Below are 18,552 nucleotides of genomic sequence, written 5' to 3'. Positions count from 1 at the left end.
CCGATCTCCAAAATCAGCTTTGAATCCGATTTGCGCTCTTTTGGGAATCCCAATCCTTAAATCATCACCACGACCTAAGAGGAACGAAGCGACATATCCGGCGTTTGGCGCATATGGATGTCACCAGTACCCTTGAACCGGCAAAACCTCTTCTCGATACAATCGGCCTCGTTTATGTGAGTGACTCGGAGCCGGGCATACGGCGTCTGCGCAGGGGCAAGGGCTTCTGCTATAAGATGCCGGACGGATCGCTTCTCTGCGAAGGGCCTGAGAAGCAGCGCATTTCGGCGCTTGGCCTTCCGCCCGCCTACGAAAATGTCTGGATCTGTCTGGACCCGAACGGCCATCTCCAGGCGACTGGTCTGGATGCACGCGGGCGGAAACAATACCGCTATCATTCCGCCTGGCAGGCCTTTCGCAGTGAGCTGAAATATGACCAGCTCGGTTCCTTTGCCGATGCACTGCCGCGTATCCGGCGCCGGATTGAGCGTGACCTCCTGACAGGACTTGATCGGCAGGAGGCCGTGCTCGCGGCTCTGGTCTCGCTTCTGGATGTTGCGCATCTACGCATTGGCAACCGGGCCTATGCCAAGCAGAACAAGACCTATGGAGCGACCACGCTTCTGAAGCGGCATATGAGCTTTAGTGATGATGGAGTGTTGCTGAAGTTTACCGCCAAGGGCGGAAAGCGCGTACGCCACACCATCCGGCACCCAAAGCTTCAACGCCTGTTCGAGCAGATCGCTGACTTGCCGGGCCGACAGCTTTTTTCCTGGCTGGATGAAGAGGGCATCGCCCATCCCGTCGATTCCGGCCGCCTGAATTCCTATCTGGCGTCCTGCGCAGGGCTCCCCGTTTCAGCCAAGACCTTTCGGACCTGGGGCGGCTCTCTCGCGGCCTTCACCGCAGCAACCCGAGCCGTGAAACAGGGTGAGAAGGTTCGCATCAAGATGCTGACTCATGCCGCTTCCGACAGGCTTCAAAACACGCCTGCCGTGTGCCGAAACAGCTACATCCATCCGACAGTTCTTGCGCTGGCGGACGACATTTCGCCGCTCCAGCGCCTCATGGAGAAACCTCTGGCCGCCGACGCAAAAGTGCGCGGCCTGCGCGCCGAGGAACAGTGGCTGCGCGCTTTCCTGAAGCTGCCGAACGCCGAATGATCGACTGAACTTGATGATTGATACGAAAAAGGCCGCTACGGAAGCGGCCTTTTTGCTAGACGTTGAGATGCTCAGGCAGCCTGACGCTTGTGGCGACCTTCCTGAACCTCTTCCACGATCTTTGCCACGAAGGCCTGAAGATCTTTCGGGGAACGGGATGTGATGATGCCGTTGTCGGTCACGACTTCCTTGTCTTCCCAGGACGCGCCAGCGTTTTTCACGTCGGTCTTGATCGAATGGTAAGAGGTCGCCTTGCGGCCGCGCAGAGCATCGGCCTCTACCAGCAGCCATGGGCCATGGCAGATAGCCGCAACCACCTTGCCGGTCTTGATGAAGTTGCGGACGATGTCGACCGCCTTTTCTTCTGTGCGGAGGATGTCCGGGTTGATCTGACCGCCCGGGATGACCAGCGCGTCATAGTCATCGTGCTTGACCTGATCGACCGTGAGATCAACCGGTACGGTGTCGCCCCAATCCTTCTCGTCCCAGCTTTTGATTTCGCCGGGCTTCAGCGAGGCGATCTTGACATCTGCACCATGCCTGCGCAGCTCTTCCAGAGGCACGCGCAGTTCAGAGCGCTCATAGCCATCGGTTGCGAGAATAAGAATACGTGCGGATCCAATGTCAGTCATTTTTATATAGTCCTTTGTCAGTGATTGAACATATATCAGGGACGTCCGGTCGAAAGGTCGCGACCATTGATGGAAGCCGGGACGGAAATCTGATCGCGCGGCCCGCGTGGGAAAGGCAGGCTAACGCTTTCCGGAGACACAACATGCAAGTGCGGGCTATCAGCACCTGTTGGTCTGTCTACCTTGCCGCTTTTGCTCCAGAACCTTCTCAAGCGTTTCACAAGATTTTCCATCGTCGTTCTTCCATGACCGTCCGTGGTGTTGGTGAAGATCTTGCTGCCTTCCTGCGGTGATCAAACCCGCAAAGTGTAATTTAGGTTCCCGTTAAAAAACGGAGCAGATCGCGGGAACAATTCCAGCAGGCCAATGTTTCCGCGCATTGGTGCGGTCATCGGGGATGATCACACTTCCTCTGATTGAGCCGGGGCAGCATGAATGTTGAGCGATTGGCAGGGGCGGCCAACCGATCACGCAAGGTGATCTATCACTTCTGTCCTTTTTCTCTTGCAATTTGTCTTCTTGTCCTGAGTTCGTGCAGCGGCGTTCAATCGGCACTCGATCCTGCCGGTCGGGAAGCAGATGCGGTCGCGACCCTGTTCTGGGTCATGGTTGCAGGCGGTGGCCTCATCTGGCTCTGCGTCATGGGTGCCTTCCTGTTTGCCGGTCGTTTCAAGACGCAACCGCTGACCGAGCGCCGCGCAGGCGGCATCATCGTCTTTGGCGGCGTTGCCTTTCCCGTTGTGGTGCTGGCGGGCCTGATTGCCTATGCAGGCTGGTTGATGCCTGCCATGCGGCCCTGGTTTGCAGGCGAGGGCGAAGGGTTGCGCCGCATTGAAATCACTGCCGAGCAATATTGGTGGCGTGTCCGCTATCTCGATGACAAAGGGCAGGTGCTGCGTGAAAGCGCCAATGAAGTGTTCATGCCGGTCGATGAGCGCGTGCTGTTCGTCCTCAAGGCAAAGGACGTCATCCATTCCTTCTGGATTCCCTCGCTTGGCGGAAAGATGGATGCCATTCCGGGACGAGTGAACAATCTTCAGCTCGAAGCCACGAAGACCGGCAGCTATCGTGGCGTCTGTGCCGAGTTCTGTGGCACGGCTCATGCGCTGATGGCCTTCACCGTCGAGGTTCTGGAAAAGCAAGCGTTCGAGGACTGGCTACGGCCCAAGGCGAGCTCAACGCCGGTTTCAGCGGCCCAAACACCCGATGCCGGGGGGCTTGACGCGTTCCTCAAGAACGGGTGCGGGGCCTGCCATGCGATTGATGGCACGCAAGCGCAAGGTGCTATCGGACCCAATCTGACCGGTTTTGGAACACGGCCAACGGTTGCCGCCGGGACTTTGCCCAATACGACCGGTCACCTGATCCGCTTCATCAAGACCCCTGATCTCATCAAGCCGGGCGTCAATATGCCCTCCTACAACATGCTGCTACAGGCGGAAGTCGAGGCGATCAGCCTTTACCTGAAAGGACTGAAATGACCGGCAAGCTTGGCCCGCTCCTTCCGCAGGATCAACGCGAGGCGCAGGAGAAGCGCCTGCGCGACGTGTGGGAAACGCCCTCCGGCTGGCGCTACTGGACATCGGTCAACAATAGCGAGATCGGCCTGTGGTACGGCTGCACGGCCTTCATATTCATGCTGTTTGCAGGCGTTCTGGCGCTCTTGATCCGGCTTCAGCTTGCCGTTCCAGATAATACCTTTCTCAGCGCCAATTTTTTCAATCAGGCCTTCACCCTGCATGGCACGGTGATGATGTTCCTGTTTGCGGTGCCGATTTTCGAAGCCGTCGCGATCTTTCTTTTGCCGTCGATGCTGGGCGCGCGCGAGCTTCCATTTCCACGGCTATCCGCCTTCGGCTTCTGGAGCTTTGCGATCGGTGGTGTTTTCGTTTGTGGCTCGATCTTCTTCGGTGCTGCACCCAATAGCGGCTGGTTCATGTATCCGCCGCTTGCAACTGACAAGGAGCAGACGGGCATTGGCGCCGATATCTGGCTACTTGGGCTATCCTTCATCGAAGTGGCATCGATCGCTGCTGCCGTGGAACTGATCGTCGGCATCATGAAGTGCCGCGCTCCCGGCATGCGCGTCAACATGATGCCGCTCTTTGCCTGGTACCTGCTCATCGTGGCAGGCATGATTTTGTTTGCGTTTCCGCCACTGATTGCGGGCGACCTGCTGTTCGAGATGCAGCGCATGTTCGACTGGCCTTTCTTCGATGCGGAGCGCGGCGGTGATCCGCTTTTGTGGCAGCACCTGTTCTGGATCTTCGGCCACCCGGAAGTCTACATCATCTTCCTGCCCGCCATCGCGCTGATGGCTATGATCGTGCCGACCTTTTCGCAGCGGCCCATCGTCGGCTATTCCTGGATCGTATTGGCGGCAGTGGGCACCGGCTTCCTGAGCTTCGGGCTCTGGGTCCACCACATGTTCACCACCGGCCTGCCGCAAATTTCGCTGGCCTTCTTTTCAGCGGCATCGGAAGCGGTTGTCATCCCCACCGGCGTGCAGATCTTCGTGTTCATCGCCACCATGCTGGCGGGCCGGGTCATCTTTTCGGTGCCCATGCTGTTCGGGGCAGGCGCTCTTGCCATCTTTATCATCGGCGGCCTGACCGGCGTCATGGTGGCGCTTGTGCCTTTCGACTGGCAGGCACACGATACCTATTTCGTCGTTGCTCACCTGCACTATGTGCTCATCGGCGGCATGCTGTTCCCGGTCACGGCGGGCATCTATTACTTCTACCCCTTCTTCAACGGCAAGAAGCTCTCGGATGCCTGGGGCAAGATCGCCTTCTGGCTGATGTTCGTGGGCTTCAACGTCGCCTTCTTCCCCATGCATTTCGCTGGTCTGCGCGGCATGCCCCGGCGAGTCTTCACTTACCCCGCCGAGATGGGATGGGACTGGTTCAACCTTATCTCCACCGTCGGCGCCTTCGTCTTTGCTGCCGGCTTCCTGATCGTGGTGGCCGATGTCGTGCGGCCAAAGACCAGACAGGCGCCAGCCAAGCCCAATCCATGGAATGCGGGCACGATGGAGTGGTTGAACCAGCATGAGGAAAGCTGGGGCATTCGCTCCATTCCCATCATTAAAAGCAGGTATCCGCTGTGGGATCAGCCTGATCTGCGAAAGAATATCGAGGATGGCCGCTACTATCTGCCAGACGCGGAGACGGGCCATCGCGAAACGCTGGTGACATCGGTGCTGGATGGCGCGCCACAGCAGGTTTTGCGCGTCGGAGGGTCATCCTATGTCACCATGATCGCCGCGTTCCTGCTGGGCGGTGTCTTCATTGCACTCACCTACGAATGGTGGTGGACCACGATCATCTGCGCCATCGGTACGCTGATTGCCATTCTTTACTGGCTGTGGACGGGTACGGCGCAGATCCCGGAAGCAGAAATGCGCGATGCAGGACTTGGGGAACGCTTTCCGCTCTATGTATCCGGTCCCGCATCCGTCGGCTGGTGGGCGATGTTCATCACCATGGTGGGTGATGGCACTGCATTTGCGAGCCTGATCTTCGGCTATTTCTTCTATTGGACGATCCATGATGATTTCACGGGAGGACAGGTCGGTCCGGGCTGGCAATGGCCGCTGGCGGCAGCGGCGCTGTTCGTGATTGCCTGGGGCTGCATGCTCCTGGCGCGCTTTGCCAACACGCGCAATCTCGCCTCCACGATGCGGCTATCGATTGCTGTCTCCTTACTGCTGACGATCGCCGGTATCGCAGCCGGTCTGATGGGGCCTTACCAGCATGCCATGGAGCCGACATTGCATGTGTATCCTGCCACCGTCTGGATCCTGGCGATCTGGACCTCGACGCACGGCGCTGTGGCTCTCATCATGCAACTCTATTGTCTGGCGCGCAGCTATGCCGGCTACCTGACGGCAGACTACGATCAGGATCTCTGCAATGTGGTGCTCTATTGGCACTTCATGGTGTTTACCGCCGTAGTGACCTATCTCACCATTGGCCTCTTCCCGGAACTGAGGTGAGGCGATGAAGAGCTTCATTCCGCGCGAAGTCGAAACATTGTGGACGTTGTTCACGGCCCCTGCCGTGTGGGCGCTCCACTTTCTTGTCTGTTATGTTGCCGCCGCCATCTACTGCGCCAAACCCGGATTTCTCGGGCTTGGTTTTCTGGACCTCCGATGGCTGCTCGGCGGCCTGACATTTATCGCACTCGCCTTCATCGTGCTGGCCGGCTATCTCGCCTGGCGACAATGGGGGTTCGGCTCCGGCGATCCGCCCCATGACGAGCCAACCCGCGATGACCGCAAGCTGTTTCAGGGGTTTGCCACGCTGCTTCTCTGCGGCTTGAGCTTCGTGGCTGTGATCTATACCGCCATTCCGCTGATCTTTCTGGCGGAGTGTCAATCATGACCGTCAAGCGATCGTGCTTTGTCATCGGATTGCTGATCGTGGCGCTTGCCTGGCTTTTGCTTGCACTCGGCGACAAGACATCCTTTTCCATCCATATGATCGTACACATGGCGGTGGTCGCCGCCGCCGCACCATTCCTGGCCTATGCAATGGCGGGAGGCAGTTTCGATTTTGTATCGCGCAGCCGCGTACTAACGCCTGTCACGGCTTCCATGCTGGAACTGGTCACCGTCTGGGGGTGGCATTTGCCTGCGGCGCGTGAATGGGCCGAAGCTTCAATGCTGGCCCGCGTTTTCGAACAAGCATGCTTCCTCGCCGCCGGATTGATCCTGTGGCTTGCATGTCTTGGCGGCACCAACACCGAACGTGACAGCAAGCGGTTGGGCGGCGTTTTGGGCCTGCTTTTTACATCCATGCACATGACACTCCTGGGCGCGCTTCTGGCGTTGTCGCCGCGTCCGCTTTACGGGGCCGGTGAAGTCACCTGTTTCGGGATCGTGCTGTCTGCCGGTCAGGATCAGCAGATCGGCGGGGTCATCATGCTGATGGTTGGAGCGGCCGTCTATCTTGCCGGTGGTGTTGCGCTGCTTGGGCGCACGCTGCGTGAACCTGAACCAAACCCCCTGGGAGATCGCTAATGGTCCTTCGCTGGAAGCATGTCCTTCTTGCTTTTCTGGCTGCGGTCATCCTGGGCTTCGGGTTTGCCTGGTCAGGGCTGATGAGCGTTGGAGCGCGCAGCGGACATTGGGCGGTCACGGACTGGTTTCTCCATTGGGTGATGCGCAACTCCATCCGAACAGCCGCCCTGCAAACCGAGCCGCCGCCTTTCGATAATCCCGAAATGCTGAAACTGGCCGCCGGACATTATGAGCAGGGCTGCGCCTTCTGCCATGGGTCTCCGGCTGAGGAACGCTCCGCTGTGTCCCGCAACATGCTGCCGGAACCTCCCGACCTGAAAGAAAAAATACCTGAGTGGACGAAAGCTGAGCTGTTTCACATCGTCCAGGACGGCGTGCGTTTCACCGGAATGCCTGCGTGGCCAGCCCCGCATCGGGAAGACGAGGTGTGGTCGATGGTGGCGTTTCTCGAGCAGGTCCCGCAGATGTCAGTGGAGGATTATCGCAGTCTGGCTGGGCTGGTTGCGACTGGCGGCAGCAATGCCGTGCTGGACTGCCAGTCCTGCCACGCGCCAGAGCGACTGAACGGTAAAAGCCTGATCCCAAGCCTTGCTGGTCAATCGGAAACCTATCTGCGGGAAAGCCTGTTTGCCTATGCGGATGGTCGACGTCTGAGCGGCGTGATGCAAACGGCGGTGACCGGCCTGTCAAAGGAACAATTGGCGTCTCTCGCCAGAGACTATGCGAGCATGCAGCGTGGTAGCGTCGCAAATCATGACGCCGATCCTCGTGGAGCTGATATCGATAAGGGCCGCGAACTTGCTGAGAAGGGGCGAGCGGCAGATCGCATTCCGGCGTGTCTCACCTGCCACGAGCGGGCGGATGGTAACCCAAGTTACCCCGAGCTTTCAGGTCAGAGTGTGCCTTATCTGACCAATCAGCTACGCCTGTTCCGTCAGGCACACCGTGGAGGAACTGCTTTTGGGCACCTCATGCTTCCAGTAGCAAACAACCTGACCGACGCAGACATCGAGAATGTCAGCGCCTATTTCGCGTCGAAACAAGAATGATCCGACGCAGCACAAGACGTTCAGGCTTGCTTAAACCGGCACGATGAACATGTAGCAGGCTGCGACTGCGAAAACGAAACTGGCGGCTTCAACCCATTCGCGTGACATGACGACTTCTCCCTGACTGTGTGCCCTCAAAACGCTCCTTCCGTTTTCAGGTTCCACAGAATTGCCACAGGTGTGAAGAATGGGCCGAAACTCTGTCTGAAAAATGACAGTCGCTTAAGGATTTGCAGCCATGTGACGTGCTCTCGCCGCCTCCAGGATAGACCGCGTTTCGCGTGCCATTCCGGCCTCCAGCACCAGGCCTTCGGTCGGGATGACGCCCGGATCTTCCTCGTGATTTTTATAGCTCGCGTCATCGCGGATACTGGCGATGAAGCGATCAATGGCACGGTCCCCGCCCATGAGCGCTGCGACGAGATCTATCATCAGCTCGCGGTGCGCGTTCACTCGTCCTTCGAGTTCTTCCGGTGTCAAAGCGGTCATTCGTGGGTCCTTCGGTTGAGAATTGACTACATCGGAACGAGATAGCGCCCGGAAGGGATTTGGGAACAATGCCGTAAACAGCTGAGTTACTCTGCCAGTAATATTTTGGAGGATGCACAATGGCAGGACATGCTGCACTGGATGGAATTTCCCCGGGCAACGACATTCGGGACCGTCTCATCCTTGCGCTTTACGCTCAACTCAAGGCGGAGCGCGATACGCGTGAAGCTCTGGAATATGTCATCCGGAAGGGCGCGATCTCGCCTGAGGTTCTGGAAGCAATCGCTGCCGATCCTATCCCCGGTGCCGCTGAGGCGGATATCGCAGCGGTCGACAAGATCGTCTCCATGGACCGAACGAAGACGCAAGGCCGTCACCAAGAGGAGCGCGCATAATGAAACGGACGATTGGTGCCATAGCGCTTCTCGCCTTGCTGGCCGGATGCGATTCTGATCAGCAAAACACGCGCAGCGATACGGATCCCGTGACAACGAAAGGGCAGGGAACGGCCCCGGCTGATCGGGATCCGACCCCTCAATCGGGCACGGGCGGAGACTCCCAAAGCAATAATTAGGGCATGACGACGACACCGAAGCCATAATGCCGCCTAGATTCCGCAGGGCAAACGGGAACGAAAAACCATCTCGCGCTTTTGATTGTGCAAAGCAACAGCAGGGTGCGGTATGGACACGAAGTCACATAATTTTACGATCGAATCTGGCACTTGGCTGGAACGGGGTGCCACGTTTGACGGTCAGGGAACGAACTTTGCGCTGTTTTCAGCGCATGCGGAGCGTGTGGAGCTCTGCCTGTTCGATCCCACCGGCAAGACCGAAATCGCACGGCTGACCCTGCCCGAGAACACACATGAGATCTGGCACGGTTATGTGCCTGGCCTCAAGCCGGGCCAGCTCTATGGCTATCGTGTCCACGGCCCCTACGACCCGGAAAACGGCCACCGGTTCAACCCGAACAAGCTTCTGCTGGACCCCTATGCAAAGGAGCTCTTCGGCACGTACGAGTGGAACGACGCCCACTTTGCCTATGACATCTATCACGACGACAAGGACCTTACCTTCGACGAGCGCGACAGTGCGCCGTTCACGCCGAAGTGCCGGGTGATCGATCCCTACGCCATCGACTGGGAAGGCGATAATCGTCCGAACGTCCCCTGGCCGTCCGCGATCATTTATGAAACGCATGTGAAGGGCTTTACGCAGCTCAACCCGGCCATCCCGCAGGATCTGCGCGGCACCTATGAGGGCATGGGACACAAGGCGACGGTAGACTACATCAAAAGCCTGGGCATTACCTCTGTCGAGCTCTTGCCAGTCCATGAATTTCCGGATGACCAGCACCTTCTGGACAAGGGCCTCAATAACTTCTGGGGTTACAATTCGATCGGCTTCTTTGCGCCTGCCTCCCGTTACTATGGCCCGAAAGGCATACAGGGCTTCCGCGATATGGTGCGAAGCTTCCACGATGCCGGCATCGAGGTCATTCTGGATGTGGTCTACAACCACACGGCGGAAGGCAATGAGCTTGGACCGACGCTTTCCTTCAAAGGCATCGACAACTTCTCCTATTATCGCACCCTGCCGGACAATCACCGTTACTACATCAATGACACCGGCACCGGAAACACGGTAAACACCTCCCACCCGCGCGTATTGCAGATGATCATGGATTCGCTGCGCTACTGGGTCGAGCACATGCATGTGGACGGGTTCCGCTTCGATCTCGGGACCATTCTCGGGCGTGAGCCCGAAGGGTTCGATCAGCGCGGTGGGTTTTTTGATGCCATCACCCAATGCCCGATCCTGTCCAAAGTCAAGTTGATCGGCGAGCCGTGGGATATCGGTCCGGGCGGCTATCAGGTTGGTGGCTTTCCACCCGGCTGGGCAGAATGGAACGATAAGTATCGCGATACGACCCGCGAATACTGGAAGGGTGACCAGAATACTGCACCGGATTTCGCCGCTCGTCTGCTTGGTTCCGGCGATATCTACGACCTTAGAGGCCGCCGCCCGTGGTCGAGCGTCAACTTCCTTGCAGCGCATGACGGTTTTACGCTCAACGATCTTGTTTCCTACAACGAGAAGCACAACGACGCGAACGGCGAGGACAACAACGACGGCCACAATGACAACCGCAGCTACAACTACGGTGCGGAAGGCCCGACGGAAGATGAGGGCATCAACGCTGTCCGTGAGCGTCAGAAGCGCAACTTCCTCGCCACGCTCCTGCTTTCGCATGGCACGCCGATGCTGTTGGCGGGTGACGAATTCGGCCGAAGCCAGATGGGCAATAACAACGGCTATTGCCAGGACAGCGAGATCTCCTGGCTACAGTGGGAAGGCCTGCCCGACACGAACGAAGCCCTTCGCAAGTTCACGAAGCAGATCATCGCGCTTCGTCACAAGCAGCCGATCTTCCGCCGCGAAAGCTGGCGCGATGGAATGGAGGTGAACTGGTTCAACGCTGGCGGGGGCTACCAGCAGCCGGAGCAATGGCTGGAGGGCACAACGCTTGGTCTGCATCTTGGCCGTCGCGATCTGGAAGGACAGTCGGGCATCTGGTCGGATGTGCTGATGCTGTTCAATCCCTTTGAAGGAACAGTACCCTTCAAGATTCCGCCGCTGAACAAAGGGCGATGGATCCTCGAACTGACGACGGCTGATCCTTCCATCCGAGGGCAAGAGATCGATCAGGACGAAGACTACGAGCTGGAAGGCCGAAGCCTTGCCGTGTTCCGACGTGGATAACAGAGACAGAAAAAGCCGGGTTCACCCGTCTTTTTGATGCCATACAGCTTGGAGGTATCAGCGATATCGCCGCTGATCTGTCGTCTCCTGCCGTCGAGCCAACAGATTGTTGTAAATGGCTGCGTATTTCTCGGCGCTCCGTTCCCATGAAAAGTGCGTCTTCATGCCCTGATGCTGCAACCGCGCCCAGTTACGCGTATCTCCATATGTATCGAGCGCACGACGCAAGGCCAGCCGCAAACCATCCGTATTGACCGGATGGAACTGGAAGCCGGTTGCAACACGCGCCGAAATGGCGGCGTCGTTTGCGTCGATAATGGTTTCAGAAAGGCCGCCCGTGCGTGAAACGACCGGCACGCAGCCATAGCGAAGCGCGTAAAGCTGTGTCAGGCCACAGGGTTCAAATCGAGACGGTTGAACGATGGCATCCGACCCACCCTGGATGAGATGGGCCGTTGGCTCGTCATAGCCGGTGTGTACGGCCATCCTTCCCGGAAACCTGTCTGCAGTGCGCCTCAGAATGCGTTCGATCTCGTGATCGCCCTGGCCGAAAACGATGATCCTGCCGCCTTGGTACAGCACCTCGTCCGCCGCTTCCGCGAACATGTCCATGCCTTTTTGCCAGGTCAGCCGGGTGATGGCCGAGAAGACGGGCCCGTCGCCCTGTTCCAGTCCAAAGCGTTCCAGAAGCGGTACCCGGTTCTCGCGTTTGCGCTTCAGGCTGGTGGAATCGAAGTTCCTTGGCAGAAACGGATCCGTCGAGGGGTTCCAGATATCCATGTCAATGCCGTTCACGATGCCACGCAAGGACATCACGCGCTGATTGAGCACACCATCCAGACCCATGCCGAAGCGACTGGTCAGGATCTCCCGGGCATAGGTTGGACTGACGGTCGTAATCATGTCCGACGTTTGCAGCCCACCCTTCAGATAGCTGATATCGCCGAAATATTCGAGGCAATTGGTGTTGAACAGATGTTGGGGCAGACCCAGCGCCGGAAGACGATCGGCACCATACTGACCCTGAAAAGCGAGATTGTGGATCGTCAGAACGACGGGAACATCACATCCGGCCTCCCGCATGTAGACGGAGGTCAGCGCGCTCTGCCAGTCGTGCGTATGGACAAGATCCGGTTGCCAACCCGGAAGTGCGCCATTGGCCACCTCGGCTGCAGCCCTGGAAAGGACTGCGAAGCGCAACCAGTTGTCGTGATGATCTTCTCCCGCTCCGTTGATATAAGGACCGCCGTCACGATCATAGAGAGCAGGGCAGTCGAGGATAATTAGGTCCAGACCCTCATGCTCAGCACGAAACAATGTGGCGCGCTGGCCAAGCAGATCTTCAAAGCGTATGAGCGGGAGGAGGTCCGGCAGCTTGGCAAGAACGGAAGGGTAGCCGGGAAGCATTGTCGTCGTCTGTATTGCGCAGTTGGCAAGGGCTTTTGGGAGAGAACCAGTAACGTCCGCAAGCCCCCCGGTCTTGATTAATGGGTACATTTCGGACGTGACTGAAAGCACTCTCATCTGACCTGCATCTTTCATCCTCGTACCGGAAAAACCTTTCCTTTGGCGAAATGCTCCGCGCCTTTCGCCAAAGCTTACGGGCGCGTTCATCATGTCTTCGTCCTTCCGTCATTCATATGACGATCTGCGTACCCACCATCCCCAGCCTGAACGTGAAAGAAAGACGCCGAGTTCTGGCAATGTGAGAAAATTATAAAGCATTTCAACGGGCGCATTTTGATTGATATGTCCAGATGCAATAGAGAATCGTCCGCCGCAACGCGTGCGACGGCACAAAAACATAAACGGGGAACAGCCCACCCGAGCTAAATCAGGCGGGTTGGGATTTACGTGACCTTTTAGATTGGGTTTCTTCAACCAAAGGTTTTTCCGGCACAGCCTTCGAAACTGTCTTTGCCGCAGACTTTGTTGCGTGAGGCTTTGCTGCGGTCACAGTCTTTGACGCATCCGATTGCTTCATAGCGGATTTCGCGCTTGTCTTACGCTTTGTAGGAGCCTTTACACTGCTGTTCGTGCGGGCTTCGTACTCTGCGCAGGCTTGAGCCCAGTGCTCATCATGCTTCCCATGGGGTTGGCCATCGGCTTCCCACAGCTCGTATGCACGTTGCTTTATCCAATTTTCGGAGTCCGCCATATTCCTCTCCATTCGCCCAACACCGTTAACGTTAGCAAAATCGAATAGGTTCCACGTCCACATTGATTTTGTGCACTGCATCGAAAAGTGGCAAGCCTAAAAATTAATTTTTTAGAAAGTGGGAACTTGTGCGGACCTGGTCAGTTTGGGTGCCGGGCTTGGGAGGGCCACTCTATGGAAAAATGCTTTGATATTGTTCCACATTCTTCCGGCTGGATCTATGTGCTCGACGGGAAGGCTTCCGCTTCCTATCCATCCTATTCGCTTGCACTCAGAGCTGCGCGCCTTCATGCCCTGCGCGAAACCGATACCCTGCGCCGGATCGTCTTCCGTCGTCAGGAACTCAACGGTCAGATGATTCCAGTTATGCCGGAAGGGTATCGCCCCTTGTTCTGATGAGGCTGAAAGGTTTGGGCCGACCGAAACGGTCGGCCCAACGAGGCTCAGGCCGCTTTCTTTGCAGCCGAGTTCAGCGTGGTCTGTGCAAGCTTGCTCAGCTTTTCGTCCGTCGCACTTTCTTCCTTCAAAGTTTCGGAAAGCAGCTGCGCGGCTTCGTCAAGGCCAAGTTGTTTTGCCCAGGCACAGAGGGTGCCGTAGCGCGCAATCTCATAGTGCTCTACCGCCTGTGCAGCCGCCAGAAGTCCGGCATCCAATGCCGGTGTTCCCTTGAACTCTTCAAGGATTTCTTCGCCTTCGGAAATGATGCCTTCGATTGCATCGCAGGTTTTGCCGCGTGCCCGCTTTCCAATCAGTTCGAATACCTGTTGAAGGCGCTCGATCTGGCCATCGGTTTCCTCTTTGTGATCGAGGAAGGCCTGCTTCAATTGCTCGTTCTGGGCGCCGCGTGCCATCTTTGGAAGGGTCTTCGAGATTTTTCGCTCGGCATAGTAGATGTCTTTCAGTGTTTCATGAAAGAGGTCGTCAAGCGTCTTCGTTGCCATGTGTTTCTCTCCGCTCGTGGTTGTGGGTGCCTCAAAGCTGGCGGCCTCCTAACAGGCCGACGCAGGCCAGGTTCCACGGCTTGGGAGAGAATCTTTTTTGATGAGCTTGGGACTGCGACCTATCGAGCCGATCCACCGGAAAGATCAAGGCATCATCAGTCTTCGTTGCCGAGCTTTTCAGCAAGGGCCCGTTGCAATTCGAGTGCCAGGTCCATCAGGCGCTCCGGCACAGGCTCCTTCTCGATCTCAGTCAAAAGGTCGGCGATCTTCGGCCCGACCGTTCGCAGACGCTGCGCTTCATCCTGATTGGTATTGCCTGTCACTTTCTTCATCCTGACCTCTCGGCTTTCCAGCAAGAGATTATCAGTGATTTCTTAAGCAAGAGGGAAAGCCCCGATCCCCCATCCTTGTAAAGGTTGTGCAATGCACAGAGACACGCCCGCTGGCTTCTATGGCAGCGGGCGTTGCTCGGATGTATCGATTTGCGTTGGGACCAATCAGTGGGTCCGATCGCGGCCCGGAATGGATGTAATGGTTGCTGAAACGGGGTCGCTTGCCGGGAATGTGTCTTCCAGACCTTCGTTCAGCTGCTCTTCCTGGGCTGCCTTGGAGGGGCGATTATCTGTCGCCATAGTCGAGGATTGAGCCTGCTTTCGCTCTCCTTCAACCATTTTGTCCGGCAGGGCGTCGCTTTCGACGATCCGGCTCAGAAATTCCTTTGCCTTTGAAACAGCGTTGTTACGGTTGATTGAAGCGGTATCCGAGCGAAGAGTTACCGAGACGACGTCGCCGTTATCTCCGACGAATTCAACAGTATAGCCGGCATTTCCGCTGCCTTCCGCGATAACCTGAGTGCCAACGATGCTCATTTTCTCCGCCTTTCCGTGAAACAGATTTCGTGTGTTCGATCTGCTTCGCAAACGGATAGTCCTGTTCATTTGTTCCGTCTGCGAGATGACTGGTGGCAACGGACGGAACCGACAGCTATCCCGGCGGTTAATGTCCCGAGTTCCGGTATTCGGAGAAGGAAACGCCGTGGCGCCGCATGTTTTCTGGAAAGGCTATCTTAAACTTTCGCTCGTGACCTGCCGGGTGACGATGGCGCCAGCCGTTTCAGAAAGCGGAAAGGTGCGGTTTCATAATCTCAACGCCAAGACGCACAATCGAGTCCTTTCGCAATATGTCGACGGCGTCACCGGCAAGCCGGTCGATGACGATGATCAGGTGAAGGGGTTCGAACGGAGTGAAGACGACTATGTGCTGTTCGAGGACGAAGAGCTGGATGATGTTGGTCTCGAAAGTACTCGCACGATAGACATCGAAGCCTTCGTTCCCTCCGGTGAGATCGGCTGGATCTGGTATGACCGTCCGCATTTCCTGGCGCCGGACGACAAGGTGGGTGAGGAGGCATTCTCCGTCATCCGTGAGGCCATGGCGGCCACCGGCATGGTTGGTATTGCGCGGCTCGTGATGTACCGTCGGGAGCGCGCTGTGATGCTGGTGCCGGATGGTAAGGGCATTATTGTCTGGACGCTTCGATATGGCGATGAAGTGCGCGATGCGGACGCCTATTATCAGCTGGCACAGCCCGGAAAATCCGATGCTCAGCATTTGTCGCTCATCAAGAAACTGATCGGCGAACGCATGGAGAAGTGGGATCCTGCCATGGCGGACGATCCGATTCAGGACAAGCTGCTCGATATCATCAAGCGACGCAAAAAGAGCAAGAAGACGCGAGCTACGCCCTCGAAATCCGGTGCGAAGCGCTCCGACAACGTTGTCGACATCATGAGCGCGTTGAAGAAGAGCCTTGACGACGAGCGCCGCGCCAAGGGCAAGTGAACGCTACTTTTTGCCGGGGCGATGGTTAATCGGCGCTTCCGCCTTCCGGAAATCTGCCCAAGGGTCCTGACCGAGTGCCCTCAATCTGGCGCTCGCGTTCTCAACCGTGAAATGGGCAGGGCCCATCCCTCGGTCAAGCTCATTCCAGGCAATCGGCATGGAAACGGGCGCGCCCGGTCTGACACGGGCCGAATAGGGGGCGACGGCAGTCGCGCCACGGCCGTTTCGCAGATAGTCGATCAGGATCTTTCCCCTGCGCTTGGACTTGGTCACGGTCGAAACGTAAAGACCAGGGTTGTCGCTTGCCATGGAATCGGCAAGAGCTTTCATGGCAGCCTTTACCGTAGGCCATGTTGCTTTCGGCTTGACCGGAGCAACGATGTGGAGACCCTTGCCGCCGGATGTCTTCAGGAAACCGGTGAGGCCCATGTCCTCAAATCGCGAGCGCACTTCGCCGGCTGCTGTCATGACCGCCTGCCAGTCTGTACCCTCGCCGGGATCCAGATCGATGATCACCATGTCGGCGCGCTCCCAATCGGAAACGCTGGAGCCCCAGGGGTGGATTTCAAGCGTGCCACCCTGCACAAGCCCGAGAAGCCCATCGAGATCTCGGATGGTGATGTTTTGCTCTCCCTTTTCGTCGGCGGGATCGATCACCAGTTTCGCATTCTTTGTCATGCCCTTCCATGCATGCTTTTGGAAGAACAGAGGCTTGGTGATGCCATCCGGGCCCCGAACCAGAGACAGCGGACGATTGACGACGAAGGGTGCCATGAAAGGCCATACCTCGGCGTAGTAGTCAGCAAGACCTGCTTTGCTCACCCCGGCATCCGGCCAGTAGATGCGATCCGGATGCGTGAGCTTGACGCTGCGCTGGACGTCGCGCGTTGTGTTGTCCTTGTCCCGGTCAGGCGCTGTTTCCCGCACGACCGCGGTTGCCTCCTTGTCCTCCCGCAGGCCCCGGAACGATGCGTGCCGCAGATGGGCATCTGCCGTCCAGCCGCGAAATTCCACCTCGGCCACCAGCTTTGGCTCTACGAAGACCACATTGCGGCGTTCATCTGCGGTAAGTTTTGTTTCGAACGGCGCCCGTTCGGTCTCAAACGGTGCAAGTGTCTTGAAAAGGGAGCGCGCCGATGCGGTCAAAAAGCCGGTTCCCACCCGACCCGCATGTTGCAAGACGCCATCCTCATAGTAACCCATGACCAGAGAGCCGATGGCTGACTTCGAGACCGTGGATGGCACATAGCCTGCGATGACGAATTCCTGGCGGGCGGAGCATTTGGATTTGACCCAATCGCGTCCGCGACCGCTTTTGTACGGGGCGTTCGCGAGCTTCGAAATTATGCCTTCGAGACTCAGGCGACAGGCGTGCTTGAGAACCAGCCCGCCTTCATCCCTAAAATGTTCGCTGTAGCGCAGATTGGGAGGGCACTCGTTCAGAAGTCGTTCCAATGCCGCCTTGCGATCCACCAGCCGCGTCTTGGTCAAATCCTGTCCATCAAGATAAAGGAGATCGAACAGATGGAAGACAAAGCGTTCTGATCGTCCTTCGCTCAAGTCCTGCTGCAGCAGTGAAAAGTCCGTTGCGCCACTGCCGGATTCGACGGCCACTTCGCCATCGATGATCGCCTGACGAGCGGGGAGGCCTTGAAGCGCCTTGTTGATGTCCGTGCCAAAGCGCTCGGTCCAGTCGAGACCGGTTCTGGTCAAAAGCCTGACGACACCGTCTTTGATATGGGCCTGCAGGCGATAGCCGTCCAGTTTCACCTCGTGCAGCCAGCGTTCTCCGGACGGCGCGGATTTGACCAGTGTCGCCAGTTGAGGTTCGACAAAGTCGGGCATGGCTGCCGTCCGTGCACCTTTGATACCGACGGTTCTCTTTTCAGGTTTAGGGGCCTTTTCCGGCGCCTTCCTTGTTGGGTTTTTCGGCCGCTTGGTTTTGAGGTCAAGGCCCGACTTCACGGAGGCGGGCCTCTCCTCCAGAATGTCGGCGTCTGTCTCCGTTCGGGCAAACTCATCTTCTGCCTTGATCAGAAGCCAGTTCTCACGGCTCTCTTCCGGTTTTCCAGCCATGCGGACCAGATGCCAGCGGCCCTCCAGCTTTTCTCCGTGAAGCGCAAATTCCAGATGACCTTTTTTATAGGCCTTTTTGAGATCGCCGATCGGTTCCCATGTTCCCCGATCCCAGACAATGACCTCACCCGCACCGTACTGGCCCTCGGGAATCGTGCCTTCGAAAGTGCCGTAATCGAGCGGATGATCCTCGACATGCACTGCAAGCCGCTTTTCGCCCGGAACCAGACTTGGGCCCTTGGTGACAGCCCAGCTTTTCAGGACGCCGTCCATTTCCAGCCGGAAATCGTAATGCAGCCGCCGCGCTGCATGCTTCTGGATGACGAAGCTGTTGCCCGCTTGCTTTGCCTTCTTGCCGCGTGGCTCCGGAGAGGTCTTGAAGTCGCGCTTGTCATTGTACTGTGCAAGAGACAT

General features: G+C 57.4%; 18 protein-coding genes. 10 read left to right on the top strand and 8 right to left on the bottom strand.

The window, feature by feature from the left end; translation table 11 throughout:
• Positions 1-113: 113 nt before the first annotated feature.
• Entirely contained in the window at positions 114-1,163 is a 1,050-nt protein-coding gene (locus tag MUU53_RS05275; protein ID WP_247259949.1) for a DNA topoisomerase IB, read from the top strand.
• 71 nt (positions 1,164-1,234) lie between these two features.
• Here MUU53_RS05275 and MUU53_RS05270 read toward each other — a convergent pair whose 3' ends face one another.
• Complete coding sequence (locus MUU53_RS05270; RefSeq protein ID WP_247259948.1) at positions 1,235-1,795, bottom strand: type 1 glutamine amidotransferase domain-containing protein; 561 nt, start codon at positions 1,793-1,795, stop codon at positions 1,235-1,237.
• A gap of 431 nt (positions 1,796-2,226) precedes the next feature.
• Between MUU53_RS05270 and coxB the strand changes: the two genes are divergently transcribed.
• From coxB to MUU53_RS05245, 5 genes are read left to right on the top strand one after another with little or no spacing between them, the layout of a single operon-like run.
• Entirely contained in the window at positions 2,227-3,276 is a 1,050-nt protein-coding gene (gene coxB, locus MUU53_RS05265) for a cytochrome c oxidase subunit II (RefSeq protein ID WP_247259947.1), read from the top strand.
• Complete coding sequence (gene ctaD / locus MUU53_RS05260) at positions 3,273-5,792, top strand: cytochrome c oxidase subunit I (protein WP_247259946.1); 2,520 nt, start codon at positions 3,273-3,275, stop codon at positions 5,790-5,792. The genes coxB and ctaD overlap by 4 nt, the downstream gene beginning before the upstream one ends.
• Positions 5,793-5,796: 4 nt before the next feature.
• Positions 5,797-6,180, top strand: a complete 384-nt coding sequence (locus tag MUU53_RS05255) for a hypothetical protein (protein WP_247259945.1) — start codon at positions 5,797-5,799, stop codon at positions 6,178-6,180.
• On the top strand, positions 6,177-6,818 hold the full coding sequence (locus MUU53_RS05250) for a cytochrome c oxidase assembly protein (protein ID WP_247259944.1): 642 nt from the start codon (positions 6,177-6,179) through the stop codon (positions 6,816-6,818). The genes MUU53_RS05255 and MUU53_RS05250 overlap by 4 nt, the downstream gene beginning before the upstream one ends.
• Positions 6,818-7,867: a c-type cytochrome gene (locus tag MUU53_RS05245; protein WP_247259943.1), complete on the top strand. Its 1,050-nt coding sequence runs from the start codon at positions 6,818-6,820 to the stop codon at positions 7,865-7,867. Before MUU53_RS05250 ends, MUU53_RS05245 begins: the two co-directional genes overlap by 1 nt.
• Before the next feature lie 222 nt (positions 7,868-8,089).
• Here MUU53_RS05245 and MUU53_RS05240 read toward each other — a convergent pair whose 3' ends face one another.
• Positions 8,090-8,356 carry a hypothetical protein gene (locus MUU53_RS05240; protein ID WP_247259942.1) on the bottom strand — a complete coding sequence of 89 codons (267 nt, stop codon included), beginning with the start codon at positions 8,354-8,356 and terminating at the stop codon, positions 8,090-8,092.
• Between the two features lie 119 nt (positions 8,357-8,475).
• Between MUU53_RS05240 and MUU53_RS05235 the strand changes: the two genes are divergently transcribed.
• The gene (locus MUU53_RS05235; RefSeq protein WP_247259941.1) at positions 8,476-8,751 is read left to right on the top strand and encodes a hypothetical protein; all 276 of its coding nucleotides are present in this window, start codon (positions 8,476-8,478) and stop codon (positions 8,749-8,751) included.
• A gap of 288 nt (positions 8,752-9,039) precedes the next feature.
• Complete coding sequence (gene glgX, locus MUU53_RS05230) at positions 9,040-11,121, top strand: glycogen debranching protein GlgX (protein WP_247259940.1); 2,082 nt, start codon at positions 9,040-9,042, stop codon at positions 11,119-11,121.
• 57 nt (positions 11,122-11,178) lie between these two features.
• On the opposite strand, the gene glgA is transcribed toward glgX, so the two are convergent.
• Together glgA and MUU53_RS05220 are read right to left on the bottom strand one after the other, a co-directional pair.
• Entirely contained in the window at positions 11,179-12,645 is a 1,467-nt protein-coding gene (gene glgA / locus MUU53_RS05225) for a glycogen synthase GlgA (RefSeq protein WP_247259939.1), read from the bottom strand.
• 310 nt (positions 12,646-12,955) lie between these two features.
• Positions 12,956-13,279 (bottom strand): DUF2934 domain-containing protein, encoded by a 324-nt coding sequence (locus MUU53_RS05220; protein WP_247259938.1) that lies wholly within the window; start codon positions 13,277-13,279, stop codon positions 12,956-12,958.
• A gap of 174 nt (positions 13,280-13,453) precedes the next feature.
• Between MUU53_RS05220 and MUU53_RS05215 the strand changes: the two genes are divergently transcribed.
• The gene (locus MUU53_RS05215) at positions 13,454-13,675 is read left to right on the top strand and encodes a hypothetical protein (protein WP_247259937.1); all 222 of its coding nucleotides are present in this window, start codon (positions 13,454-13,456) and stop codon (positions 13,673-13,675) included.
• A 47-nt stretch (positions 13,676-13,722) separates the two neighbouring features.
• Here the strand turns inward: MUU53_RS05215 and MUU53_RS05210 are convergent, their stop codons facing one another.
• The 3 genes from MUU53_RS05210 to MUU53_RS05200 form a co-directional block, all read right to left on the bottom strand.
• Positions 13,723-14,220, bottom strand: coding sequence for a YciE/YciF ferroxidase family protein (locus MUU53_RS05210; RefSeq protein ID WP_062555856.1), 498 nt, complete (start codon positions 14,218-14,220; stop codon positions 13,723-13,725).
• A gap of 155 nt (positions 14,221-14,375) precedes the next feature.
• Entirely contained in the window at positions 14,376-14,552 is a 177-nt protein-coding gene (locus tag MUU53_RS05205; protein WP_247259936.1) for a hypothetical protein, read from the bottom strand.
• Between the two features lie 165 nt (positions 14,553-14,717).
• The gene (locus MUU53_RS05200) at positions 14,718-15,089 is read right to left on the bottom strand and encodes a hypothetical protein (RefSeq protein WP_247259935.1); all 372 of its coding nucleotides are present in this window, start codon (positions 15,087-15,089) and stop codon (positions 14,718-14,720) included.
• Between the two features lie 166 nt (positions 15,090-15,255).
• Between MUU53_RS05200 and ku the strand changes: the two genes are divergently transcribed.
• On the top strand, positions 15,256-16,062 hold the full coding sequence (ku, locus tag MUU53_RS05195; protein ID WP_247259934.1) for a non-homologous end joining protein Ku: 807 nt from the start codon (positions 15,256-15,258) through the stop codon (positions 16,060-16,062).
• A gap of 3 nt (positions 16,063-16,065) precedes the next feature.
• Here ku and ligD read toward each other — a convergent pair whose 3' ends face one another.
• The gene (ligD, locus tag MUU53_RS05190) at positions 16,066-18,552 is read right to left on the bottom strand and encodes a DNA ligase D (RefSeq protein WP_247259933.1); all 2,487 of its coding nucleotides are present in this window, start codon (positions 18,550-18,552) and stop codon (positions 16,066-16,068) included.

Origin of the sequence: Affinirhizobium lemnae (genome assembly GCF_022968395.1) — a bacterium.
GTDB lineage: Bacteria > Pseudomonadota > Alphaproteobacteria > Rhizobiales > Rhizobiaceae > Neorhizobium > Neorhizobium lemnae.
Note: the sequence above shows the minus strand (reverse complement) of the source record. Positions and strands in the feature narration are given on the sequence as shown.

Excerpts from the sequence above, each read along its gene's own strand:
- glgX (WP_247259940.1), top strand. The coding sequence starts at position 9,040 with ATGGACACGAAGTCACATAATTTTACGATCGAATCTGGCACTTGGCTG.
- MUU53_RS05235 (WP_247259941.1), top strand. The coding sequence starts at position 8,476 with ATGGCAGGACATGCTGCACTGGATGGAATTTCCCCGGGCAACGACATT.
- MUU53_RS05215 (WP_247259937.1), top strand. The coding sequence starts at position 13,454 with ATGGAAAAATGCTTTGATATTGTTCCACATTCTTCCGGCTGGATCTAT.
- MUU53_RS05250 (WP_247259944.1), top strand. The coding sequence starts at position 6,177 with ATGACCGTCAAGCGATCGTGCTTTGTCATCGGATTGCTGATCGTGGCG.
- MUU53_RS05275 (WP_247259949.1), top strand. The coding sequence starts at position 114 with ATGGATGTCACCAGTACCCTTGAACCGGCAAAACCTCTTCTCGATACA.
- MUU53_RS05255 (WP_247259945.1), top strand. The coding sequence starts at position 5,797 with ATGAAGAGCTTCATTCCGCGCGAAGTCGAAACATTGTGGACGTTGTTC.
- MUU53_RS05240 (WP_247259942.1), bottom strand. The coding sequence starts at position 8,356 with ATGACCGCTTTGACACCGGAAGAACTCGAAGGACGAGTGAACGCGCAC.
- MUU53_RS05210 (WP_062555856.1), bottom strand. The coding sequence starts at position 14,220 with ATGGCAACGAAGACGCTTGACGACCTCTTTCATGAAACACTGAAAGAC.
- MUU53_RS05200 (WP_247259935.1), bottom strand. The coding sequence starts at position 15,089 with ATGAGCATCGTTGGCACTCAGGTTATCGCGGAAGGCAGCGGAAATGCC.
- glgA (WP_247259939.1), bottom strand. The coding sequence starts at position 12,645 with ATGAGAGTGCTTTCAGTCACGTCCGAAATGTACCCATTAATCAAGACC.
- MUU53_RS05220 (WP_247259938.1), bottom strand. The coding sequence starts at position 13,279 with ATGGCGGACTCCGAAAATTGGATAAAGCAACGTGCATACGAGCTGTGG.
- MUU53_RS05245 (WP_247259943.1), top strand. The coding sequence starts at position 6,818 with ATGGTCCTTCGCTGGAAGCATGTCCTTCTTGCTTTTCTGGCTGCGGTC.
- MUU53_RS05270 (WP_247259948.1), bottom strand. The coding sequence starts at position 1,795 with ATGACTGACATTGGATCCGCACGTATTCTTATTCTCGCAACCGATGGC.
- coxB (WP_247259947.1), top strand. The coding sequence starts at position 2,227 with ATGAATGTTGAGCGATTGGCAGGGGCGGCCAACCGATCACGCAAGGTG.
- MUU53_RS05205 (WP_247259936.1), bottom strand. The coding sequence starts at position 14,552 with ATGAAGAAAGTGACAGGCAATACCAATCAGGATGAAGCGCAGCGTCTG.
- ligD (WP_247259933.1), bottom strand. The coding sequence starts at position 18,552 with ATGTCTCTTGCACAGTACAATGACAAGCGCGACTTCAAGACCTCTCCG.
- ctaD (WP_247259946.1), top strand. The coding sequence starts at position 3,273 with ATGACCGGCAAGCTTGGCCCGCTCCTTCCGCAGGATCAACGCGAGGCG.